Genomic DNA, 21,326 nt, shown 5'->3' on the forward strand with positions numbered 1-21,326 from the left:
TATGAACTCAAAGGAAATTAGGCGGAGGTATTTGGAATTTTTTGAGGCGAGGGGGCATCGCGTTATTGGCGGGGCTTCTTTGATTCCTGAAAATGATTCTTCCACGCTTTTTATCGGTTCGGGGATGCAGCCGCTTATACCGTATTTGCTTGGCGAAAAACATCCGAGCGGGACGCGGTTGGTTAATTCGCAGAAATGTTTTCGGGCGGAGGACATGGAGGAGGTGGGGGATAATCGCCACAATACTTTTTTTGAAATGCTTGGTAATTGGTCTTTGGGCGACTATTTTAAAGAGGAGCAATTGGGATGGCTTTTTGAATTTTTAGTTGATGAATTAGGGTTTGACCCGTCGCGGATTTATGTTTCGGTTTATGGAGGGAATGAGGAAATTGGCGTTCCGAAGGATTTGGAGTCGGTTGAGATTTGGAAGAAATTGTTTGAAGGAGAGAGGATTTTCTATTACGGCGACGAGAAAAATTGGTGGTCGCGTTCGGGCGTTCCAGTTAAGATGCCTGTCGGCGAGCCAGGAGGACCCGATAGCGAATTATTTTACGATTTGGGCGCTCATTTGAAGCGGCATGAAAATTCTGTTTGGAAAAATCAGCCCTGCCATATTAATTGCGATTGCGGGCGGTTTATTGAAGTTGGGAATAGTGTTTTTATGGAATATATCAAGACGGAAAAGGGCTTTGAAAAATTAAAACAAAGAAATGTTGATTTCGGCGGGGGACTGGAAAGAATGGCAATGGTGGCGCAAGGGAAGGATAATGTTTTTGAAACAGATTTGTTTGTTAATATTTTGAATAAAATTGAGGAACTTTCGGGGGGCAAAAAATACAGGGATAATATGAAGTCGTTTGAGGTGATTGCCGACCACATTAAAGCGGCCGTCTTTATTATCGGTGATACGCGAGGCGTTTTACCGTCAAATCTCGGGCAAGGATATGTCGTTAGGCGGTTGATTCGCCGCGCGATTAGGTATGGTAGATTATTGGGAATTGACGGAGGCGACTGGATGAAAAAATTGGCAGCGGTTGTTTTGGACGACTACAAAGATGTTTATCCTGAATTAGACAAGAAAAGGGAATTTGTGATTAAAAATATAGTAGAAGAAGAAGAAAAATTCAGCAGGACGATAGAGAGAGGGTTGAAAGAATTTGAAAAAGTGGCGGGGGGCAAAATCAGCGGAATGGACGCTTTTAATTTGTATCAGAGTTATGGTTTTCCGATTGAAATGACGCGCGAGTTGGCGGAAGAAAAAGGGCTGGAAGTGGATGAAAATGGATTTGGCGAGGAACTTAAAAAACACCAAGAACTGTCGCGAACTGCTTCGGCGGGCGAATTCAAAGGCGGGCTGGCGGACGCGGGCGAGGAAACTAAAAAACTACACACGGCGGCGCATTTGCTTTTAGCGGCCTTGAGGAAGGTCTTAGGTGAGGGCGTGGAGCAAAAGGGAAGCAATATCACGGCGGAACGATTGCGGTTTGATTTTTCGTATTCGGATAAAATGACGGACGAGCAGAAAAAAGAAGTTGAGGATTTAGTCAACGAAGCGATTAAAAAAGATTTACCGGTAGTTTGCGAAGAAATGTCTTTGGAGGAAGCGAAAAAATCTGGCGCGGTCGGCGTTTTCGAATCCAAATATGGAGAAAAAGTTAAGGTTTATAAAATCGGAGATTTCTCAAAAGAAATTTGCGGAGGTCCGCATATAGAGCGAACAGGCGAATTGGGAGGATTTAAAATAGCAAAAGAGCAAAGTTCTTCGGCTGGCGTTCGGAGAATTAAGGCAGTTTTAAAATAATATGAGGCAGGTATCGCTTTGTTTGTTATTAAAAGAAAATCAGGATAAAAGAGAGATACTTTTGGCGATGAAGAAAAGGGGATTTGGCGAGGGGCGGTGGAATGGATGCGGCGGGAAAATAGATATAGAAAAAGGAGACAAGAATGTTCTGGATTCGGCTTTGCGTGAGACGGAGGAGGAAATAGGGGTTAAGATAAAAAATCCGGAAAAAGTCGCCATAATAGATTTTCATTTTCCAGAGGTTCCAAAAGAGAAGGGCTTTGACCAGCAGGTTCATATTTTTTTAGTCAGGGATTGGGAAGGGGAGCCGACGGAAAGTGAGGAGATGGCGCCTAAGTGGTTTGGCATGGAAGAAATTCCTTTTGATAAAATGTGGGAGGACGATAAACATTGGCTACCCTATGTTTTAGAAAACAAAAAATTGAGAGGAAAATTTGTCTTTGATAAAGAGGATAAAATAACCGAACAGGTGATTGAGTTAGTGGAAGCGGTGGAGTAGACAAAACAAAAAAAGGGAGAGATTAAAGATGGGGGCAGCCCCCGCAACGGGGGCTGCCCCCATCGGGCAATTAAAGGTCGGGGAGGGGGATATAAATATAAATAAATAAAAAATATGAATATAGATAAAATTGTTGAGATTAATGAGAAAATTAGGAAGGTGGACGGGAAGAAGATTGTTTCTCGGATTATTATCGGGCTGTTTCTTTTTATGCTTTTCTTTGGCGCTTTTGGGACGATTGGCGCGGGGGAGCGAGGGGTTTTGCTTCAATTTGGAGCGGTTAAAGATAAAGTTTTTGGCGAAGGGTTGTATATTAAAATTCCTTTTGTCCAGCAGGTGGTTACAATGGATGTCAAACTTCAGAAAGATGAAATTCCGGCGAGCGCTTCTTCTAAGGACTTGCAGATTGTGACATCAAAAATCGCTTTGAATTATCATTTAGATCCAGCATCGGTTAATAGGGTTTGGCAAGAAGTGGGGAAGAATTATAACGCTCGGATTATCGCGCCATCTATTCAGGAAGCGGTTAAAGCGGAAACAGCCAAATTTACGGCGGAGGAGTTGATTACGAAAAGAGAAATAGTCAAAGAGCAGATTAAAGCAAATCTCGCAGAAAGATTATTAGAGAATTCTATTATAGTTGACGAATTCAATATTATTGATTTTAGTTTTTCAGCGGCGTTTAACGACGCGATTGAAGCGAAGGTGACCGCGGAGCAGTTGAAGTTGAAGGCAGAAAGAGATTTGGAGAGAATTAAGATTGAGGCGGACCAGAAAATTGCTGAAGCGGAAGGAAAGGCGATTGCGATTAGAATTGAAGCGCAAGCGCTTTTACAGAACGCCAAAGTGGTTGAGTTGCGATGGATAGAAAAATGGAATGGCGAAGTCCCTCAATACTGGGGGCAAGCAAGTCCGTTTATCGGACTTAATCAGTAAAATAAGAATATGGAAAAGTATATAGAAAAAAGGCCTTGGGGGAGGTTTGAGAGGTTTTGTTTGAATCAACTTTGCACAGTGAAGATGATTTTTGTTTTGCCGGGGGAAGAGTTGAGTTTACAGAGGCATAATAAGAGGAGCGAGTTTTGGAGAGTTATTCGCGGCGGGGGAGAAATAACGGTTGGCGAGGCGGTTAAAAAAGCGGAAAAAGGAGAAGAATTTTTTATTGAGAAAAAAGCGAAGCATAGGGTTAAAGCGGGAGAAAAAGGAATTGAGATTTTGGAAATTTCTTTTGGGGAGTTTGATGAGGAGGACGAGGAGAGGTTAGAGGATAAGTATAAGAGATAATGCCGCAAAATAATAAGAAGACAATTTGTTTTGTCCACTATGGGATTGGTTGGAGAGATGGGGTGAATACAGTTATTAAGACCTTGGTTGATGGAATTCAGGAGGAGAATCCGCGGCTTGGGTTTCGTTTTATTGGAGGAGAAGTGAAAGAGCGATTTTTGGAAGGGGCTGATTATATAGAAATTCCCGAACTTTTGCCAGTAGAAGATGATTTAAATAAAAGCGAAATTGAAAAAAGGGGATTGGCGATTGCTCAAAAAATTGCCGAAGCGACAGAGGGGTCTGATGTCGTAGTAATTGAAAATCCTTTTGTCGGTGAATATCATTTGTCGGCAATGCTTGGTTTTTCTATTTACGCGAAGCAATTTAAGCCGTCTGGAACAAAAATATTTTTTAGAATTCACGATTTGTATGTTGATAGTCCGCATTATCGCGACGGAGCGTGGAAATCTTTTTCTTCTTCGGAAATTGAAAATATTGTTAGGGGCGAAGGAGTTGATGGTTTTTTAATCATTAATCACGAACTGAAGGAAAAATTAATTCAGGAAGGAGTTGCGGCAGAAAAAATATTTTATCTTTCAAATGGCGTTGATGGAGAAAAATTTAATCAACGATTAGAAAGCGAGGAGACCGAAGCAATTCGCGCGGGGCTGGGAATTTCAGACAAAGAGGCGAAGATTTTACTTTATCCTGTGCGAGTCGTGCCGAGAAAAAATATTGAAGAGGCGATTCTGCTTGTTAATTATGTTCGTCAAATTACGGGCGAAAACTATATTTTAGTTGTTCCAGGAAAAGTTGATAAGTATGACCCCTTGAGCCAAGGTTATTATGATGTTTTGGAAAAAATTGTCTTGGTGGCCGGCTTTCCGATTATTTTTACAAAAAAGCCTTTGCCTTTGAAAAGAAGATACAGCGCGTCAGGGGCAGTTGAAGAGTATAGCGTTGGTGATTTATATCAAGCGTCTTTTGCTACGGTCATGACTAGTTTAAGAGAGGGGTTTGGTTATCCATTTTTAGAATGTTGGTTCGCGGGGAAAATTGTTGTTGGGCGAAGAATACAAAATATTGTTGACGATTTTGAAAAAAGCGGACTTTCTTTTGAATGGCTTTATGATAATTTTTTGCTTAATAATAGAGATGTCGTAAACGCCGAAGATGAGAAAAGTTTTAAGAGGGCAAAAAGGGTTTTGGAAATTTTTAGGGACAAGGAGCTGAAGGAGCGGATATTGGAGTTAAATAAAGATGATGTTTTGAAGCAAGTTGAAGTTTTGCGGGATAGGACGCGACGGGAGAAAATCATTAAGGAGAATTTGGAGGCGGCTAAAAATATTTATGAAGTGTCGGAGGTCGCGAAACAATTTTTAGAGTTAATACAGGGGGCTGCCCCCGTTGCGGGGGCAGCCCCCTTGGGACATTACAAAAGTTGCGAGATTGTGGTTGGAATTCCTTCATATAACGAGGCGGATTCCATTTCTAATGTCGTGAAGGTGGTTGATGAGGGGCTTGTTAAATATTTTAGCGGTCGGCGGGCGGTGATTATTAACAGCGATAATAATTCTTCGGATGGAACGAGCGAAGTTTTTTTAGGGGTTAAAACGAAGACGCCTAAAATATATATTTCCACGCCGCCGGGCGTTAAAGGAAAGGGAAATAATTTTAGAAATTTATTTTTGAAAATGAAAGAATTGGGCGCGGACGCGACGATGGTTGTTGACGCTGATTTGAAAAGCATTACTCCAGAATGGGTAAAATGTTTAATAGAGCCGATGATGGACGGCTATGATTACATCACGCCGATTTACGCGCGCGATAAATATGACGGGTCTATTACGAATCATCTTTGCTATCCTATAGTTTATGGACTTTTGGGATATGATATTCGCCAACCGATTGGCGGGGATTTTGGGTTTTCGGGGAGGATGGCTGATTACTGGCTGGAGCAAGAATGGACAGAGGAAGTTGGGAAGTTTGGAATTGATATTTTTATGACTATGAACGCGATTAAGTTTGGCGCGAAGTTAGGACAGGTTGATTTGGGATTTAAAATTCATAAAACCAGCGCTCCGAAATTGGATAATATGTTTTTAGAAGTCGCGAGTTCTCTTTTTTCGTTTTTACCCAAAGAGAGAGCGGCGGAAATTCAAAAACCTCCCTTGGTTTGTAGTATTAGCGATGAAGAGGGTTTTTCTTTGGATGATTTTAACCAAAAAGAAAGTACGGCTCGCGAAAAAGAGGAAATTAACGAGAAAATAGCGGTGGAGTTTAAGGAGAATTATAGCGTTTTGAAGTCGTTTATTCCCGAAGAAATTCGCGTTGGTTTAGAGCGAGAGTTTTTTGAGGAAAAATCTTTTGGGATAGACGGCGAACTTTGGGCGAAATCGGTTTATTGTTTGTTGGGCGCTTTTAGGGATGGCGCGGATAAAAAGGCGGTATTAAAATTGTTAAGAGCGCTGTTTTTCGCGAGGAGGAATGTTTTTGTTGAGGAGATTAGAGGTAAGAGCTATAATGATTTAGAAAAGATAATTCAAAGAGAGGCGAATTATTTTTTGGATTTGTTGTAAAACTTAAAATGGTGTATAATTTAATAAGGTCGTACTAAATTTAATAAATAAAAAAATAAAAAAATAAAATAAATAAACAAAAATATGAAAAAAATATTTATCTATACAGTTATTAGTTCGTTTGTTTTTGTCGCTCTTTGCTCGGTGGTTTATGGAGCGAACACAAATCAAGGAGATCAAACTCAAAATCAAGATCAAACCCAAACACAAGATCAAACTCAAACTCAAGACGGAGAAGGCATAATGATAATGACCCAAGAAAGACAACAGATTAAAGCTCAAACAAAGGTTGAGTTAAATCAAATGATACAAGAGAGAAAACAGGAAATGGATCAAGAGATGGACGAAACAGAGGAAGATATTAAAGGAGTTTATCAAAATCAAAATCAAGTTAAATTAATGGTTCATTCTTTGCTTGCCTCCGAGGAATTGGTGGGTGGTATTGGTCCACAAGTTTCCGAAGTCGCGCGCGGGTTTAATAATTCGGTTCAGGCGACAATTCTGGCGGAGGAGAAAATTAATTCAAGAAGCAGATTGGTCAAGTTATTTATGGGCGGGGATGATGAGGCGGCAGATGAAATAGAGCAAGAAGTGAACGCGAATCACGCAAGAATTATGACGCTTAAGCAATTAATGACACAATGTGAATGTGATGAAGAAGTTAGAAACACAATACAGGAGCAGATAATGAATACTGAACAAGAGCAGATTAGATTAGAGGAATTAGCTGCTGGCGAGAAAGCGAAAAAAGGATTATTTGGTTGGATGAAGAATATTTTTAGGTTTGGGAGGTAAAAAATATGACTCAACAAAATAACGCGGCGAAATATGCTTTCTTCTATATGCTGTCTTTGGTGTCTTTGATTTTTATGTCCTTGGCGACGGGGATGATTGTTTTTCAGATTATCAATAAAAAAATAGTGGATGTAATCCAGTCCCGCGGTCAATTTTCGTCGGACCAGTTAAAATTCGCGATTTCGGCTTTAATAGTTTCGGCTCCTATTTTCTATATCACCGCGAGGCAGATTTTCAAGAATTTATTTTCAGGCGCTTTAGACAAAGATTCTCAAATTCGCAAATGGCTGACTTATTTTATCTTGCTAATTTCTTCGGTCGTGATGACAGGGTGGCTTATCGCGGTTGTTAATGCTTTTTTGGACGGCGAATTAACTCTTAAATTTATCTTGAAGGCCTTGACGGCTATTGGCATCGCGGCGATTGTTTTTACATTTTATCTTTACGATATTAAACGGGAAAATGTGATGGGAGCGAAAGATAATGTGATTCGGGCGTATTTTTACGGTTCGTTGGCAATTGTGATTGCTGTTTTTGCTTCGTCTCTTTTTATCGTGGAATCGCCGACAGCAACAAGGGATAGAAAAATGGACAATGAGGTTTTGTCAAAATTACAGAGTTTAGATAATTCTATTAGAAATTATTATCTTGAAAACGAGAAATTGCCTGTTGATTTTGGAGAATTGATGGCGGAGTTTAGTTATTTGGGCTATTTGGGCGATAAAGATTTTGAGAATTCTGCGACTGGCGAAAGGTTTGAATATATAGTTAAGGAAGAAAAAACTTTTGAACTTTGCGCTAATTTTAGAATATCCAATGAAGACGAATCGGATATTTCTCATGACATTTACGGCAAAGAGTGGAGGCATGACGCGGGTCGTCAATGTTTTGAGCGGAAAATCAGAGAGACAGATATTATAGGCGAGCCGAGATTAAAAATTGATTAAATTTTATGTGGGAACAGATTGTTTTGGGCATTGTTCAAGGGGTTGTTGAGTGGTTGCCGGTTAGTTCGGAGGGCGTTATCTTTTTGGTCATTAAGAATTTTTTTGACGCAGAGGCAGGAATGGGCGCGATTATTCATCGCGCCCTTTTTCTTCACTTAGGCACTTTTCTCGCCGCCTTGGTTTATTTCCGCAAAGATGTCGCCTCATTATTTAAGGCGTTATTTAATTACAAATCATCTGATTTAGAAACGAAGAAGATTTTTAATTTTCTTTTGACCGCTACTCTGATTAGCGGTTTTTTAGGTTTTGTTTTAGTTAAAGCGTTTATCGTGTTAGAAGAGCAATTGGTTTTATCAGCGCAAGCGGTTACCGCGGCGGTCGGTTTACTTTTACTGATTACGGGCTGGCTCCAAATAAAAACGAAAAAAGACGGAGTTAAAAAAGTTAAAGAATTAAGCGGAAGGGACGGGATTTTGCTTGGGTTGGTTCAGGGGTTCGCGGCGTTGCCTGGGTTGTCGCGTTCAGGGCTAACCGTCTCGGTTCTGCTTTTGAGAAAATTTAGCGGGGCAAGCGCTTTAAAGTTGAGTTTTCTAATGAGTTTGCCGATTGTTTTGGTCGGCAATCTTGTTTTAAATTTTAACGACTTCGCCTTTTCAAAAGAAGCGGCAGTCGGATTATTTTTCGCTTTTCTTTTCGGGATTTTAACCATTGACCTACTTCTAAAAATAGCCAAAAAATTTGAATTCGGCTGGTTCGTCTTGGGTTTTGGTATTTTGGTTGTTCTGTCGGCGATGGTTTGAGATTAATTCGGCTATAGGATAGCCGAATTATTTGCGGCTGGGTCTGAATGACTTGGCCGCTTTTTTGTTTTTTGAGGGGTTTAAATCACAATTCAAGGTCAGACCTTCTGAGCGCGACCTTCGGAAATGTCGCTACTCGAAAGGTCTGACCTTTAATTGCTGAGAGCGACTTTTGAGGACTAATACTGGGGATAATTTGTTGTTTTTGGTTGGGTTTTGTGGTAGAATTTTTATATGGCTTCTAAGAAAAAATTGGTTAAGGAGTTGGAGGGGTTGACGGGGCGGTTTATTGAGCCGAAGGGGAGAGGCGCGCTTTTTGCTTCTTTGGAAGGGGATAAGACGGAGTGGTTTCAGTGGGTCTCGCAGATGAGAATGGTTTTGAAGGGACTAGATAAGGCGGACGCTTTGAAGTTTTCAGGGTTTTTATTGCTTTTGGAGAGGGACGCCGAAAGTCGTTTTCATCAGGATAATTTAAAAAAGTTTTTAATAGAGAAAACGGAATTTTATAAATATTACGATTTTGATTTGGATAAGGAGTTGAATAAGCAGAAGATAGCGAGGAAAAATCTTTGGACGAGCAAAATTTTAAGGATGTTTATTAGTCGTTCTTTTTTGGGGATTTTGATTTTGGCGATGGTTCTTGGGTTTATTGGTTGGTTTTACGCGGATAAGGAGAGTTGTTTGGAATTTGTTCAAAAGGTTGTCGGACCGTTTTTTAAGGCAATAAATTAAGATGGGGGCAGCCCCCGTTGCGGGGGCTGCCCCCATTAGATAATTAATAAAAATATGAAAAACTTTTGTAGGGAAGATTTTAAAAATTGCGGGCATAAGGTTTTATGCGCGCTGGCTGGTGTTTTGATTTTGTTTTTGGGGGTTTTGACTGTTTCGGCCGCGGTTGGGATTAGCAATAAAATCAAAGAAGGGAGATACATTGGGCAGGAAATAGAATCAAAAAATACGATTACTGTTTCGGGGCAGGCGGAGGTTTATGCCAAGCCGGATTTGGCTTTGGTTGTTTTTTCGGTTGTGACAGAAGCGAAAACGGTCGCGCAGGCGATGACGCAAAACACTTCTAAAATGAATGCGGTGATTGATTCTGCGAAGGGGATGGGCGTTGAGGAGAAGGATTTAAAAACAACATCTTTTAATATTTATCAGCGATATGAATATCGGACGAGCAGTCTTTATCCATCAGGGAATAGGGTTTTAGTTGGATATGAGGTTTCGCAGTCGCTTCAGGTCAAGATTAGGGATTTAGGGAAAATCGGGCAAATTATTGAAGGGGCAACTGACGCGGGGGCGAACCAGGTTGGAAATTTACAATTTACGATTGATGACCAAGACGCGCTAAAGGCGCAAGTAAGGGAAGAGGCGATTAAATCGGCGCGCGCGAAGGCGGAGAAAATAGCCGATGAACTTGGAGTGAGCTTAGTTCGTATTGTTGGGTTTAGCGAAAACTTGGCGGCGGTTCGTTATGATTACGCTTTGAAGGCGGAGGCCATGGGCGGAGGGGGAGAGGTTCCGCAGATAGAGACGGGGGAGAATAAGGTGGAGACGACGGTGAGTGTTGTTTATGAGATTAATTAATGAAAAAAATTATTATCATTATTAGTATTATCATTATTTTGACTGGGGGGTATTTTGCTTATCAAGGTTTTTTTGGCGAGGGGGATTCCGCTTATGAAACAGTTGCTGTCGCGCGCGGAGAGATTATTCAGAATGTTTCGGCTACGGGGACGGTTGTGCCCGCGAAGCAGATTGATTTACAATTTGAAAATTCGGGAAAGATTAACAAGGTTGAAGTCGGGATTGGCGACAAGGTAGTCGCGGGGCAGGTTTTGGTTCGACTCAATGTCGCGGAATTAAGCGCTCAAATTCAGTCGTATTACGCCGCTTTGAATATCGCGCAGGCGAAGTTGGCGCAGATTTTAGCGGGCAACAGGGAAGAAGATATTCGAATTTACCAAACGGCCGTTTCGAATGCTGAAGTTGATATTGTCAATAAAGAACAGGCCTTGGACGATGTGGAAATTGACGCTGAGAATGATTTAGAAGAAGCATACGAGGACGCGTTGGATGCCGTAAAAACATCATACACGAAAGCCGACAAGGCGCTTTTAATTACTTTTGCCGAAATAAAGGAAGAATATTTTAACGGCAACGACCAAATTGACTCTAATGTTAAGAGTTGGGAGCAAATTGCTAAAAATGATTTAAGTTCGGCAAAGACCTACAATAATATTGAGGCGGTTTTGGAAGAGATGAAATCGGCGTTGACTACGATTAGGGACGCTTTGGCATATTTGCGGCTGGCGATGAATGACGCAAGCGTTAAAAGTTCTGTTTCTTCAACGCATAAGACAAGCGTTGATACAGAGAGGACGAATATTGATACAGAAATAGTCGCTCTGACTGCGGCTGAACAGGGGATTAAGTCGGTCGCGATCACGAACCAAATAAACATTAATGCCGCGCGCGCCGATTTAGTGACGGCGGAGTCGGTTCTTCAAAAAGCCAAGGACGAATTGGCTTTGAAAAAAGCGGATCCTCGCCAGACCGATATTGATTTGGCAGAAGCGGAAATTAAACAGGCGAGAGCGAATATTTTGCAAATTCAGGAAAAAATAAATAAAAATATTTTAAGAGCGCCGACCGATGGAACTATTACCGCGCTCGCAAAAGAGGAAGGGGAGATAGCTGCGGCAAACTCAACGGTTGTCTCTATGATTAATTCGGGACGATTTCAAATTGAAGCGAATATTTCAGAAACGGAAATCGCCAAGGTTGATTTGGGCGACAAAGTGGAAATGACATTGGACGCTTTGGGTCCTGCGGAAAAATTTGTCGGAGAGATTATTAAAATTGACCCGGCGGAAACAATTATTTCGGGCGTGATTTATTATAAAATTACTTCTGTTTTTGATGTAGAGGATGGAAGAATTAAGTCGGGGATGACGGTTAATCTTGATATTCAGACCGACAAAAAAGAGAATGTTCTTTATTTGCCGTATTATGTTGTTAAAGGTATAAACGGCGATAAATTTGTTAATCTTCTGAAAGATGGGGAAGTTGTTGAGCTAATTATCAAAACCGGTTTGGAAGGCGAGAATAGAATTGAAATTGTTGAGGGGCTGGAAGAGGGGGAAGAAGTGGTAATGGAGGCGCGATAAAAATATGCTGATTCAACTTGAGAATGTGGTTAAAAATTATGTGGACGATGAATTGGTGACCCCGGCTTTGCGCGGGGTTTCTTTTGAGATTAAAGAAGGCGCGTTTGTCGCGGTGACAGGCTCTTCGGGTTCAGGCAAATCAACTTTGATGCATATTATCGGTTTTTTGGATAAGTTGACGAGCGGAGAATATTTTTTTGACGGGGAAAATGCGAGCCATTTTGATGACGATAAATTGGCTGAAATTAGAAATCAAAAAGTTGGTTTTGTTTTTCAATCGTATAATCTTTTGCCGCGGACTTCTGTTTTAGACAATGTTTTATTGCCGACTATTTATACGCCGCGATTAGATAAAAAAGAGACCGAAAACAGGGCGCGCTATCTTTTAGAAAAAGTGGGTCTTTCTCATCGCGTCAATCATCGTCCGAATCAACTTTCGGGTGGGGAACAGCAAAGGGTGGCGATTGTTCGCGCGTTAATTAACCGTCCGCGACTGATTCTTGCCGACGAGCCGACGGGAAATTTGGATAGCAAATCAGGACAGGAAGTAATGGAAGTTTTACAGGATTTGAATGAAGAGGGGCACACGATTTTAATGGTAACCCATGAAAAATATGTCGCTGAATGCGCGAAAAGAATTATAGATTTGAAGGATGGCAGAGTTCTCACCGACACAAAAGTGAACGAAAGACATATCGCGAAGAATGGGATAGAGAAATAACATGTATTTCTTTAATGTTCTAAAACTTACTTTTCAGAATCTGCTCTTGAGAAAGAGCCGTTCTTTTTTGACGATGCTGGGCATTATTATCGGAGTTGCCGCTGTTATTTCAATTATGGCGGTGGGGGCGAGCGCGCAGGACTTGCTTTTGGCGCAGGTAAGGGCGATGGGGAGTGATTTAATCGGTGTTCTACCAGGCATGTCCGAAGAAGGCGGACCGCCGGCGGCTGTGTTTGGGATTGAAATAACAACTCTCACTTATGAAGACGCTTTGGCGATTGAAGAGTTGCCGCGCGTAGTTGCCGCTTGCTCTTATGTTAAAGGGCGAGGGACAATGAGTTTTCTAAATGAAATACACGATTTTGATTATACGGGTATTTCTTCTAATTATTTAGAAGTTGAAGATACTTCTATCGCGCAAGGGCGGTTTATTAAACAGGATGAAGTTAACGGCTTGGCGAGAGTCGCGGTTTTAGGGAGCCGGGTCAAAGAAGAATTGTTTGGCGAGGACAATCCGATTGACCAAAGGATTAAAATCAATCAGGTTAGTTTTAGAGTCATCGGGGTGATGAAAGAAAGAGGAACGGCGGCTTTTCAAAATCAAGACGAACAGGTCTTTGTCCCTGTCAAAACGGCTCAAAAAATACTTTTAGGGATTGACCATGTTGCCCTTATCCGCGCCAAGGTTTCTGGGGCGGATAATATTGATTTGGTTATTTCTCAAGTTGAAAATATTCTTCGTTTCCGCCATCACATTAAAGACCCGCTTAAAGATGACTTTACTGTTATGAACGCCGCGCAAGCCCTTGATATTTTAGGCGCGATCACGCAGGCGCTTAAAATGTTTTTGGCGATGGTGGCGGCGATTTCCTTGATTGTCGGCGGGATTGGGATTATGAACATTATGTTTGTGGTCGTGAATGAAAGGACAAGGGAAATTGGTTTGCGCAAAGCGTTGGGCGCTAAAAGAAAAAGCATCCTTTTTCAATTTTTAATAGAAAGCGCGACAATGACATTGCTTGGCGGGGTGATTGGAATTGTTTTAGGAATTTTAATCGCTTATACTGTGACTGTCGGCGTGAATTATTTTGGATATGATTGGAAATTTATTGTTACGCCTCTTTCAGTTTTTGTTTCTTCTTTTATGGCCGTGAGTATTGGTTTAATCTTCGGTTTATGGCCGGCCAATCGCGCTTCTAAATTAAATCCGATTCAGGCGTTGAGATATGAATAAGGGATGAAATATGAATTTAACTGTCGCGGCTAAACAATCGGTGATTGCTTTGAGGGCGAATAAATTGCGCAGTATTTTTTCTATTTTGGGGATTGTTATTGGCGTGGCGGCGGTCGTAATTATTCTTTCTTTGGGACAAGGGTTGAAGGGGCTGGTGACAGGCGAGGTTGAGGCGTTCGGGCCAAATATGATTGATATCGCGGTTAAGATTCCTGGCGCGGGTCAAGTTGGAAGCGTTATCTCAATGGCGCAAGGGATTAAAATAACCACACTTAAAACAAAAGATATTAAGGCGTTAGAGGATAAACAAAAATTTCCATATATTGAAGCGGTGACGGGACAAGCGTTCGGGCAGGAGTGGGCGAATTACAAAGACAAGGAAAAGAAAACAATTGTTTATGGCTGCAACGCCGATTTTCCCTTGGTCATGAAAACGGCTCAAACTAAACAGGGGAGGTTTTTTACGGAGAGCGAGGACGAGAGTTTAGCGAAGGTTGTTGTTTTAGGAAGCGGTTTGGCTGAAACATTTTTTGGGCAAAGCGAACCGATTGGGGAGAAAATAAAAATCAAGGGACAGAATTTTAAAGTTGTCGGCGTTTTGGAAGAGCAGAATATAATTTCTGTCGGCGGGATTGATATGAATGATTTCGCCTATATCCCAGTAGAAACAGCCCTGAAAGAGGTTTTGGGGATTAACTATCTGTCAGAAATAATATTAACCGTTACGGACGCGAGCTATCTCACCCGGGCAATTCCAGAAATTTCTCAAATGTTGAGGCGCAACCACAATATTAAAGACCCCGAAAAGGACGATTTTCAAATTACGACTATGGAGGAAATTTTGGATCAAATTAACGACATGATGGTTATTTTAAATTTGCTTTTGGGATTTTTAGCAGCGATTTCTTTGTTGGTTGGCGGAATTGGAATTATGAATATTATGCTTGTCTCTGTCTCTGAACGAACGCATGAGATTGGATTGCGCAAGTCGCTGGGGGCGAGTAGGCGAGATATTCTTTGGCAATTTTTAATTGAGAGTTTGACAGTGACTGGTTTGGGCGGATTAATTGGGATTTTGTTTGGCATCGGCGTGTCTTTAATCAGCGCTGTTGGCGCGCGGGCTTACGGACTATCTTGGCCTTTGACGGTTTCTTGGTTGGCGATTATAATTGCTTTTTTTGTGTCTATGATGATTGGTTTGGTTTTTGGGATTTACCCCGCTCAAAAAGCGGCGCGATTAAGTCCGATTGAGGCGATGAGGAAAGAGTAATTATGAATCAAGTGACTAAACAACTTAAAAAAATAAAAGACGAGGTAGTAAAGTGCAAGAAATGCGCGCTTTGCAAGACGCGGATTTTACCCGTGGTTGGGCAGGGGAGCCATAAGGCAAAAGCAGTTTTTGTGGGCGAAGCGCCTGGGGCGAATGAGGATAAAACGGGTCTTCCTTTTTGTGGGAATTCGGGCAAGATTTTGGATGAACTTTTTGTTTCAATCGGATACAAAAGAGAAGACGCTTACATTTGCAACATTCTTAAATGCCGTCCGCCCAGTAATCGCGACCCTTTGCCAGCAGAGAAGGCGGCTTGCGTTCCTTATTTAATCAAGCAGATAGAGGCGATTAAACCAAAAGTGATTTGTCCAATGGGCAATCATGCGGCTTCGTTTCTTTTGGCGGAATTTGGGCTTGCGGATGAAGTCGCGGGCATTAGTAAAATGCACGGAAAAATTTTTGAAGTGAAAACGAGTTTTGGCAAAATTAAAATTATTCCTCTCTATCATCCCGCGGTATCGGTTTACAACGCTAATACGAAGGATGTTTTGAAAAAGGACTTTGGGATTTTGAAGAAGTTTTTAAAGTAGCCAGTAAATGGGGACTGTCCCCAAGAGGGGACAGTCCCCATTTTAAAAATGAATATTGATAGTAAGAAAACTGTTTTAGTCGGACTATCTGGGGGAGTTGATTCTTCGGTTGCTTTGGCGATTTTAAAAAAGCAGGGGCTCAAGCCGATTGGGGTTTCTTTTAGACATTCCGTTTGTTCGGAAAATAATTTTGCGATTGCCAAAAAAATTTGCCAAAAACTTAAAGTTCCATATCATATTATTGACGCGCGGCTTGATTTTAACGAAAAAGTAATTGGCTATTTTCTGTCCGAGTTGAAAGATAACAGGACGCCCAGTCCTTGTTTAATTTGCAATCGGTTTGTTAAATTTCAGGGCTTGTTTGATTTCGCACGAGCAGAGGGGATTGAATATGTAGCCACGGGGCATTATGCGCGGATTAAAAAAAATGAAAAGACGGGAGAGTATGAATTATTAAAAGGGGTTGATAAGATGAAAGACCAAAGTTATTTTCTTTCCCTTTTGGAGCAGGAGCAGTTGGGGAAGATAATTTTTCCTCTAGGGGAATACACTAAAAAAGAGGTTTATCAGATAGCCGCGCAAGAGGGCTTTAAATTTTTTTCTGAAATCAAACAAAGCCAAGATTTATGTTTTGTGGGCAAAAAAGCTTTACCCTTTTATTTGGATGAAAAATTAGGCGTTCAACCAGGCGATATTGTTGATAAAAAGGGGAATGTTCTGGGGCGACATAAGGGATTGTTTCATTATACGATTGGGCAACGAAAAGGGATTAATGTTTCGGGTGGTCCTTGGCGGGTGGTTGATTTGGATAAAAAGAAGAATCGGATTATAATAACTAATAAAGAAAACGACCCGGCGCTTTTCCGCAAAACAATTTCTCTTGCTCGATGTCATTTTATTTCCGGCGTTAAGCCAAAAGGGGAAATAAAGGTTATGGCGAAAATCAGATTTAACCAAAAGGCGTCGCGCGCGAGATTAAGCGTTGTCGGGAACAAAGCGAAATTGATTTTTGAAAAACCGCAAAAAGCGGCGACACCGGGACAGTTCGCGGTTTTTTATAAAGGGAATGTTTGTTTAGGTGGTGGAGCGATTTGTTAAGACCTCGGAGGTCTAACATCAAGAAATATGGTTAAAAAAGAAAAAAATTACGCTTTTATAGATAACCAGAATTTGAATTTAGGGATACAGAGTTTGGGCTGGAAATTGGACTATAAAAAGAAAAAACACCGCTAAAGGACGGAACCAGTAGAGGTGTTTTTTATGTGTATTCTATTTCAAATATAACAAAGAGAAAACTGCTTGTCAATAGTAGATCAAAAACAATTCGGCTATCCGAAAGCCGAATAGGGTGTTTTTCAAAGGTCGGGACTTGGCGGGAGGCGGAGGTTTGTTGGTAGGTTTAGACGGGCGATGAATAAGAGAATGTTGAATTTATGAAAAAGATTCTAATTTTTGTTTTAATTTTGTTTGGGGTTTTGGGGATGGGTGGTTTTGCGTTGGCTGATGAGAGCGCGAAGGCGGTTGATTTGTATTTTTTTTATGGGGAGACATGCCCGCATTGCAAGAAGGCGGAAGTTTTTTTGGAGGGGGTAGCGGTGGATTATCCGGGGCTTGAGATTCATTCTTATGAGGTTTTTGGGGATAAGGGGAACGCTCAATTATTGGTTGAATTTCTTAAGTCGTGCGGCAAGGAGGCGACTGTGAGAGTGCCGGCTATTTTTATCGGCGAGGAGGTAATGATTGGTTATTTGAGCGATGAAACGACGGGCGGGAAGATTTTGAGGGCGGTTGAAAATTGTTCGGCGCAGGGGTGTTCTGACCTAATGGAAAAAGTGGATAGAGAAAAATGTTCCGTTCAGGTCAGCGCGGAAGAGCAAATTATTGATTATCCTTTTATCGGGAAATTAAATCTTTCTAAATTGTCTTTGCCTGTCTTAACGATCGCGCTTGCCGCGATTGATGGATTTAATCCTTGCGCGATGTGGGTTTTGCTTTTTCTTTTAGCTTTACTGATTAGCGTTCGTTCGCGGAAAAGAATGATTTGGATTGGCGGCGCGTTTATTCTCGCTTCGGGCGTTGTTTATTATCTTCTTTTGTCCGCTTGGCTAAATTTATTTTTGGCGATTAGTTATGTTAATTTAATTAGGACGATTATTGGGGTTTTGGCTTTGGGGGCGGGGGTTTGGCAAATTAAACATTTTATTACCTTTAAGCCGGGCGTTTGCGAGATCGCGCCCATTGGAAGCAAGTGGAACGAAAAAATCACCCAAAAAGCAAATCAGGTGGTTAATTCAACTGCTTTGCCAGCCGCGTTTTTAGGAATAGTCGTTTTGGCGTTTGGGGTGAATTTAGTTGAGTTTTTTTGTTCAGCTGGATTGCCCGCGATTTATACGCAGGTCTTGTCTTTGAATAATTTAAGTTCAGTAAATTATTATCTATATCTCTTGCTTTATACTTTTGTCTTTATGCTTGACGATGTTATTATTTTTACAATCGCGGCCGTCACTTTAAGCAAACTTGGCTTTACGGATAAGTACGCGAAATACAGCGCTCTAATCGGAGGGCTTGTTATTTTCGCCATGGGGCTTTTGCTGATTTTCAAGCCGGACTTTTTAATGTTTGGGTAAACGCTTGACTTGTTTTTGTCTTTCGTGTAATATCTTTTCGGGAGGAGCGATTAATAACTTCAATTTGGTTTTTTTTGTTACATATAAATGACACCCTGCTCCTCCCGACCACCTTCGCAAAGCGGAGGTTTTTTATTTGGGAAATTTGGTTTTTGTGATACAATAAAAATATGAAAAATATTAATGAAATTACTAAGGAGGAGTTGGGGGAGTTGAAGGTTGTTGTTTTTGATATTGACGGGGTTGTTGTTCCAGTGGGGACGGAGTTGAGGGAGAATCAGGACGGGACGGAGTTGTTAATGAAATCAAAACAATTGTCGCGGGAGTTTATTGAGAATTTAAAAAAATTGAAGAAGTATTTGAAAATTGGTTTTTCTTCGGGGAGGAATATTCTTTATTTGAAAAGTTTAACGAATGAGATTTTTGATAATCGGGTTATTTTACAAGCGGAGAATGGAAATATTACATTTTTAGAGAATAAGATTGTTCATCCAGTTTATCCCGATGAATACTTTGGCAAATTGCGGGATATTAAGGAGAAGATAAAGGAGATAATGGCGGGGGATACGAGAATTAGAGGGTTTGAACCAAAACTTTTTATTCTGACGGTTCATTGCGATAAGATAGAGGAAATACCTGCTTTAGTTAAGAAGATGGGCGGAGATGATTTGTATTGCCTTTGGACAAATGAGGGATACGATATTGGAAGCAAAGAAATGTCAAAGGGCGTGGCGATTGCCAGTTTGGCAGAGCAACTTGGAGTCGGACCGAAGCAGATTATGACGACGGGGAATAATTACAACGACGCGGAGATGTTAAAGATAGGCAAAGGCGTTTCGGTTCTTCCGGAAAGAGTTGAGGGCGAGTATTTTATTAAAGGAGAAAAATTGGGCGGAGAGTTGCTGGCGGAGTTTCTGCTGGAGTATTTTGAGTAACTAAGACGGGGGCAGCCCCCGAGGACGGGGGACTGCCCCCTTGGGACTTTTTTAATATTTCAACCAGAAAAGGTCTAACCTTTTAGAAAAACGGGGACTGTCCCCTAAATTAGGCCCATTTTTTGTTTTGCTTCTTTGAGGGTTTTTTGGGCTTTTACTTTTGCTTGTTTGGCGCCTTCTTGGAGGATTTTTTCTAATTTTTTAGGATTTTTTTCTAAGGCGGCTTTCTTTTCTTGGAATGATTTTAGTCCCAGAATGATTGTTTCAGCCAAGCCCTCTTTGAATTGGGCGTATCCTTTGTTTTTGTATTTTTTCTCAATATCGTCAAAAGATAAATCGGAAAAATGTTTGTAAATAGTCATAAGGTTGGCGATGGCTGGCCTTTTTAAATCATATTCTATGGTAGTTCCAGAATCCGTGACCGCTTTCTTTATTTTTTGCTCAATAACGGCGGGGGAGTCAGTTAGGGAGATATAATTGTTTGAATTGGCGGCGCTTTTTGACATCTTCTTTAATGGATTATCAAGTCCCATAATTCTGGCGGTTTCTTTGTTGATGAGCGGCTGGGGGACGGTGAACGATTTTCCGTAGAGATGGTTAAAGCGTCGCGCCAACGATCGCGCCAGTTCAATGTGCTGTTTTTGGTCTTCGCCAACAGGAACGGCGTCGGTTTGGTAAAGCAAAATGTCGGCTGCCATGAGGACAGGGTAATCAAAAAGTCCGACATTAACTTTGTTTTTATGCTGTTCGGATTTGTCCTTGAATTGCGTCATCCATTCTAATTCGGGGATTTTCGTGATTGTGTTTAAAAGCCATGCCAATTCGGAGTGTTCGGAAAGATGGGACTGGACGAAAACAACACTTTTTTTATGGTCAATTCCAGCCGCTAAATAGATCGCTGCCATTTCTAAAACGGCTTTTCTTAATTTTTGAGGGTCTTGGGGAACGGTTATAGCGTGCAAATCAACGACGCAAAAAATAGAATTATATTCGTTTTGGAGTTCAACCCAGTTTTTGATGGCGCCCAGGTAGTTGCCGATATGGGCGATGCCAGTTGGCTGAACGCCGCTGAAGATGGTTTTTTTCATTTTTTTTGAAAGGCCTTGATAATTGGTTTCAGGTCGCCTTCTATGATTTTTTCCAAATTATGCCAGGATTTATTAATGCGATGGTCGGTGACGCGGTTTTGGGGGAAGTTGTAGGTGCGGATTTTTTCGGCTCGCATCGCGGAACCGATTTGCTCGCGTCGTTCGGCGCTTTCCTTTGCCATTTCTTCTGATTGCTTTTTCGCCAAAAGGCGAGCCCGCAAAACATTCATTGCTATTTCTTTGTTGTGTTGTTGAGACCTTCCTTCTTGGCAGTTAACCATAATACCTGTCGGCTTGTGGATAATTCTGACGGCGGATTCGGTTTTATTGACATGCTGTCCGCCTGGTCCCGAGGAACGCAGAACATCAATCCTTAAATCGCGCGGGTCAATTTTTAATTCTGTTTCGGCGACTTCGGGCATAATAGCGACCGAAGCAGTTGAGGTGTGAATTCTTCCCGATTTTTCCGTGGTCGGAATTCGCTGGACGCGATGAACGCCAGCTTCTTGCTTAAGTTTATCATACACATCATCGCCCTTTATTCCAAAAATGATTTCGCGGCAGCCGCCTGCTTCTTTAATGTGTCTTTCAATTAAATTGGTTTTCCAACCTTGTTTTTCCGCGAAACGGGAATACATCCGAAAAAGATCGGACGCGAAAAACGCCGCTTCCTCTCCGCCGGCGCCAGCTCTGATTTCAATGATGATGCCTTTGCTCATTTTTTATTTTTTGAGTTTGAGTCCTGCTTTCTTATCCTTTTGGGCCATTCTTTGTTTGAATTTTTCTATTTGGCCTGTTTCAATGACTCGTTCTTTGCCTGTATAGAAAGGATGACAAGCGGAACAGATTTCCACTTCCATTTCAGGAACAGTTGAGCCAAATTCAAACTTAGCGCCGCAAACGCATTTGACTTTTGCTTTGGGATAATATTTAGGATGTATATCTTTTTTCATATTACGGGTAATATATCAGATAAAGATGGATTGAGCAAGAGCTGAGGACGG

At 41.4% G+C, this 21,326-nt stretch carries 21 protein-coding genes; 18 read left to right on the top strand and 3 right to left on the bottom strand.

Translation table 11 applies throughout. From position 1 onward, the window contains the following. The first annotated feature begins 1 nt into the window (after position 1). The 18 genes from KKF19_02760 (at position 2) to KKF19_02845 (ending at position 19,234) form a co-directional block, all read left to right on the top strand. Positions 2-1,801: an alanine--tRNA ligase gene (locus KKF19_02760; protein ID MBU2579850.1), complete on the top strand. Its 1,800-nt coding sequence runs from the start codon at positions 2-4 to the stop codon at positions 1,799-1,801. Position 1,802: 1 nt separating this feature from the next. Continuing rightward, positions 1,803-2,300, top strand: coding sequence for an 8-oxo-dGTP diphosphatase (locus KKF19_02765; protein MBU2579851.1), 498 nt, complete (start codon positions 1,803-1,805; stop codon positions 2,298-2,300). 114 nt (positions 2,301-2,414) lie between these two features. Further along, the gene (locus KKF19_02770) at positions 2,415-3,236 is read left to right on the top strand and encodes a prohibitin family protein (GenBank protein ID MBU2579852.1); all 822 of its coding nucleotides are present in this window, start codon (positions 2,415-2,417) and stop codon (positions 3,234-3,236) included. Positions 3,237-3,245: 9 nt separating this feature from the next. Then, positions 3,246-3,584 (top strand): phosphomannose isomerase type II C-terminal cupin domain, encoded by a 339-nt coding sequence (locus KKF19_02775; protein MBU2579853.1) that lies wholly within the window; start codon positions 3,246-3,248, stop codon positions 3,582-3,584. Beyond that, positions 3,584-6,145 (top strand): glycosyltransferase, encoded by a 2,562-nt coding sequence (locus KKF19_02780; protein MBU2579854.1) that lies wholly within the window; start codon positions 3,584-3,586, stop codon positions 6,143-6,145. The genes KKF19_02775 and KKF19_02780 overlap by 1 nt, the downstream gene beginning before the upstream one ends. Positions 6,146-6,229: 84 nt before the next feature. Next, positions 6,230-6,940, top strand: a complete 711-nt coding sequence (locus KKF19_02785) for a hypothetical protein (GenBank protein MBU2579855.1) — start codon at positions 6,230-6,232, stop codon at positions 6,938-6,940. A gap of 5 nt (positions 6,941-6,945) precedes the next feature. After that, a complete protein-coding gene (locus KKF19_02790) occupies positions 6,946-7,887 on the top strand; it encodes a hypothetical protein (protein ID MBU2579856.1) in 942 nt (313 codons plus the stop codon). 5 nt (positions 7,888-7,892) lie between these two features. Next, a complete protein-coding gene (locus KKF19_02795; GenBank protein MBU2579857.1) occupies positions 7,893-8,687 on the top strand; it encodes an undecaprenyl-diphosphate phosphatase in 795 nt (264 codons plus the stop codon). 234 nt (positions 8,688-8,921) lie between these two features. Then, entirely contained in the window at positions 8,922-9,419 is a 498-nt protein-coding gene (locus KKF19_02800; protein ID MBU2579858.1) for a hypothetical protein, read from the top strand. 54 nt (positions 9,420-9,473) lie between these two features. Continuing rightward, positions 9,474-10,274 carry an SIMPL domain-containing protein gene (locus tag KKF19_02805; GenBank protein ID MBU2579859.1) on the top strand — a complete coding sequence of 267 codons (801 nt, stop codon included), beginning with the start codon at positions 9,474-9,476 and terminating at the stop codon, positions 10,272-10,274. Then, positions 10,274-11,857 (top strand): efflux RND transporter periplasmic adaptor subunit, encoded by a 1,584-nt coding sequence (locus tag KKF19_02810; GenBank protein ID MBU2579860.1) that lies wholly within the window; start codon positions 10,274-10,276, stop codon positions 11,855-11,857. The genes KKF19_02805 and KKF19_02810 overlap by 1 nt, the downstream gene beginning before the upstream one ends. A gap of 4 nt (positions 11,858-11,861) precedes the next feature. Next, positions 11,862-12,578, top strand: a complete 717-nt coding sequence (locus KKF19_02815; protein MBU2579861.1) for an ABC transporter ATP-binding protein — start codon at positions 11,862-11,864, stop codon at positions 12,576-12,578. Between the two features lies 1 nt (position 12,579). Next, positions 12,580-13,812, top strand: coding sequence for an ABC transporter permease (locus KKF19_02820; GenBank protein ID MBU2579862.1), 1,233 nt, complete (start codon positions 12,580-12,582; stop codon positions 13,810-13,812). A gap of 10 nt (positions 13,813-13,822) precedes the next feature. After that, on the top strand, positions 13,823-15,082 hold the full coding sequence (locus tag KKF19_02825) for an ABC transporter permease (GenBank protein ID MBU2579863.1): 1,260 nt from the start codon (positions 13,823-13,825) through the stop codon (positions 15,080-15,082). Between the two features lie 2 nt (positions 15,083-15,084). After that, complete coding sequence (locus tag KKF19_02830; protein MBU2579864.1) at positions 15,085-15,672, top strand: uracil-DNA glycosylase; 588 nt, start codon at positions 15,085-15,087, stop codon at positions 15,670-15,672. Positions 15,673-15,720: 48 nt separating this feature from the next. Further along, entirely contained in the window at positions 15,721-16,770 is a 1,050-nt protein-coding gene (gene mnmA, locus KKF19_02835; protein ID MBU2579865.1) for a tRNA 2-thiouridine(34) synthase MnmA, read from the top strand. Positions 16,771-17,105: 335 nt separating this feature from the next. Then, positions 17,106-18,299 (top strand): hypothetical protein, encoded by a 1,194-nt coding sequence (locus KKF19_02840; protein MBU2579866.1) that lies wholly within the window; start codon positions 17,106-17,108, stop codon positions 18,297-18,299. 170 nt (positions 18,300-18,469) lie between these two features. Further along, complete coding sequence (locus tag KKF19_02845; protein ID MBU2579867.1) at positions 18,470-19,234, top strand: HAD hydrolase family protein; 765 nt, start codon at positions 18,470-18,472, stop codon at positions 19,232-19,234. A gap of 104 nt (positions 19,235-19,338) precedes the next feature. On the opposite strand, the gene trpS is transcribed toward KKF19_02845, so the two are convergent. From trpS to rpmE, 3 genes are read right to left on the bottom strand one after another with little or no spacing between them, the layout of a single operon-like run. Next, positions 19,339-20,322, bottom strand: coding sequence for a tryptophan--tRNA ligase (gene trpS / locus KKF19_02850; GenBank protein MBU2579868.1), 984 nt, complete (start codon positions 20,320-20,322; stop codon positions 19,339-19,341). After that, positions 20,319-21,041: a PCRF domain-containing protein gene (locus KKF19_02855; protein ID MBU2579869.1), complete on the bottom strand. Its 723-nt coding sequence runs from the start codon at positions 21,039-21,041 to the stop codon at positions 20,319-20,321. Before KKF19_02855 ends, trpS begins: the two co-directional genes overlap by 4 nt. Positions 21,042-21,044: 3 nt before the next feature. Further along, on the bottom strand, positions 21,045-21,275 hold the full coding sequence (gene rpmE, locus KKF19_02860) for a 50S ribosomal protein L31 (GenBank protein ID MBU2579870.1): 231 nt from the start codon (positions 21,273-21,275) through the stop codon (positions 21,045-21,047). Positions 21,276-21,326: the final 51 nt, after the last annotated feature.

The organism is Patescibacteria group bacterium, from assembly GCA_018830295.1.
Lineage (GTDB): Bacteria > Patescibacteriota > Minisyncoccia > Portnoybacterales > UBA2143 > JAHJSM01.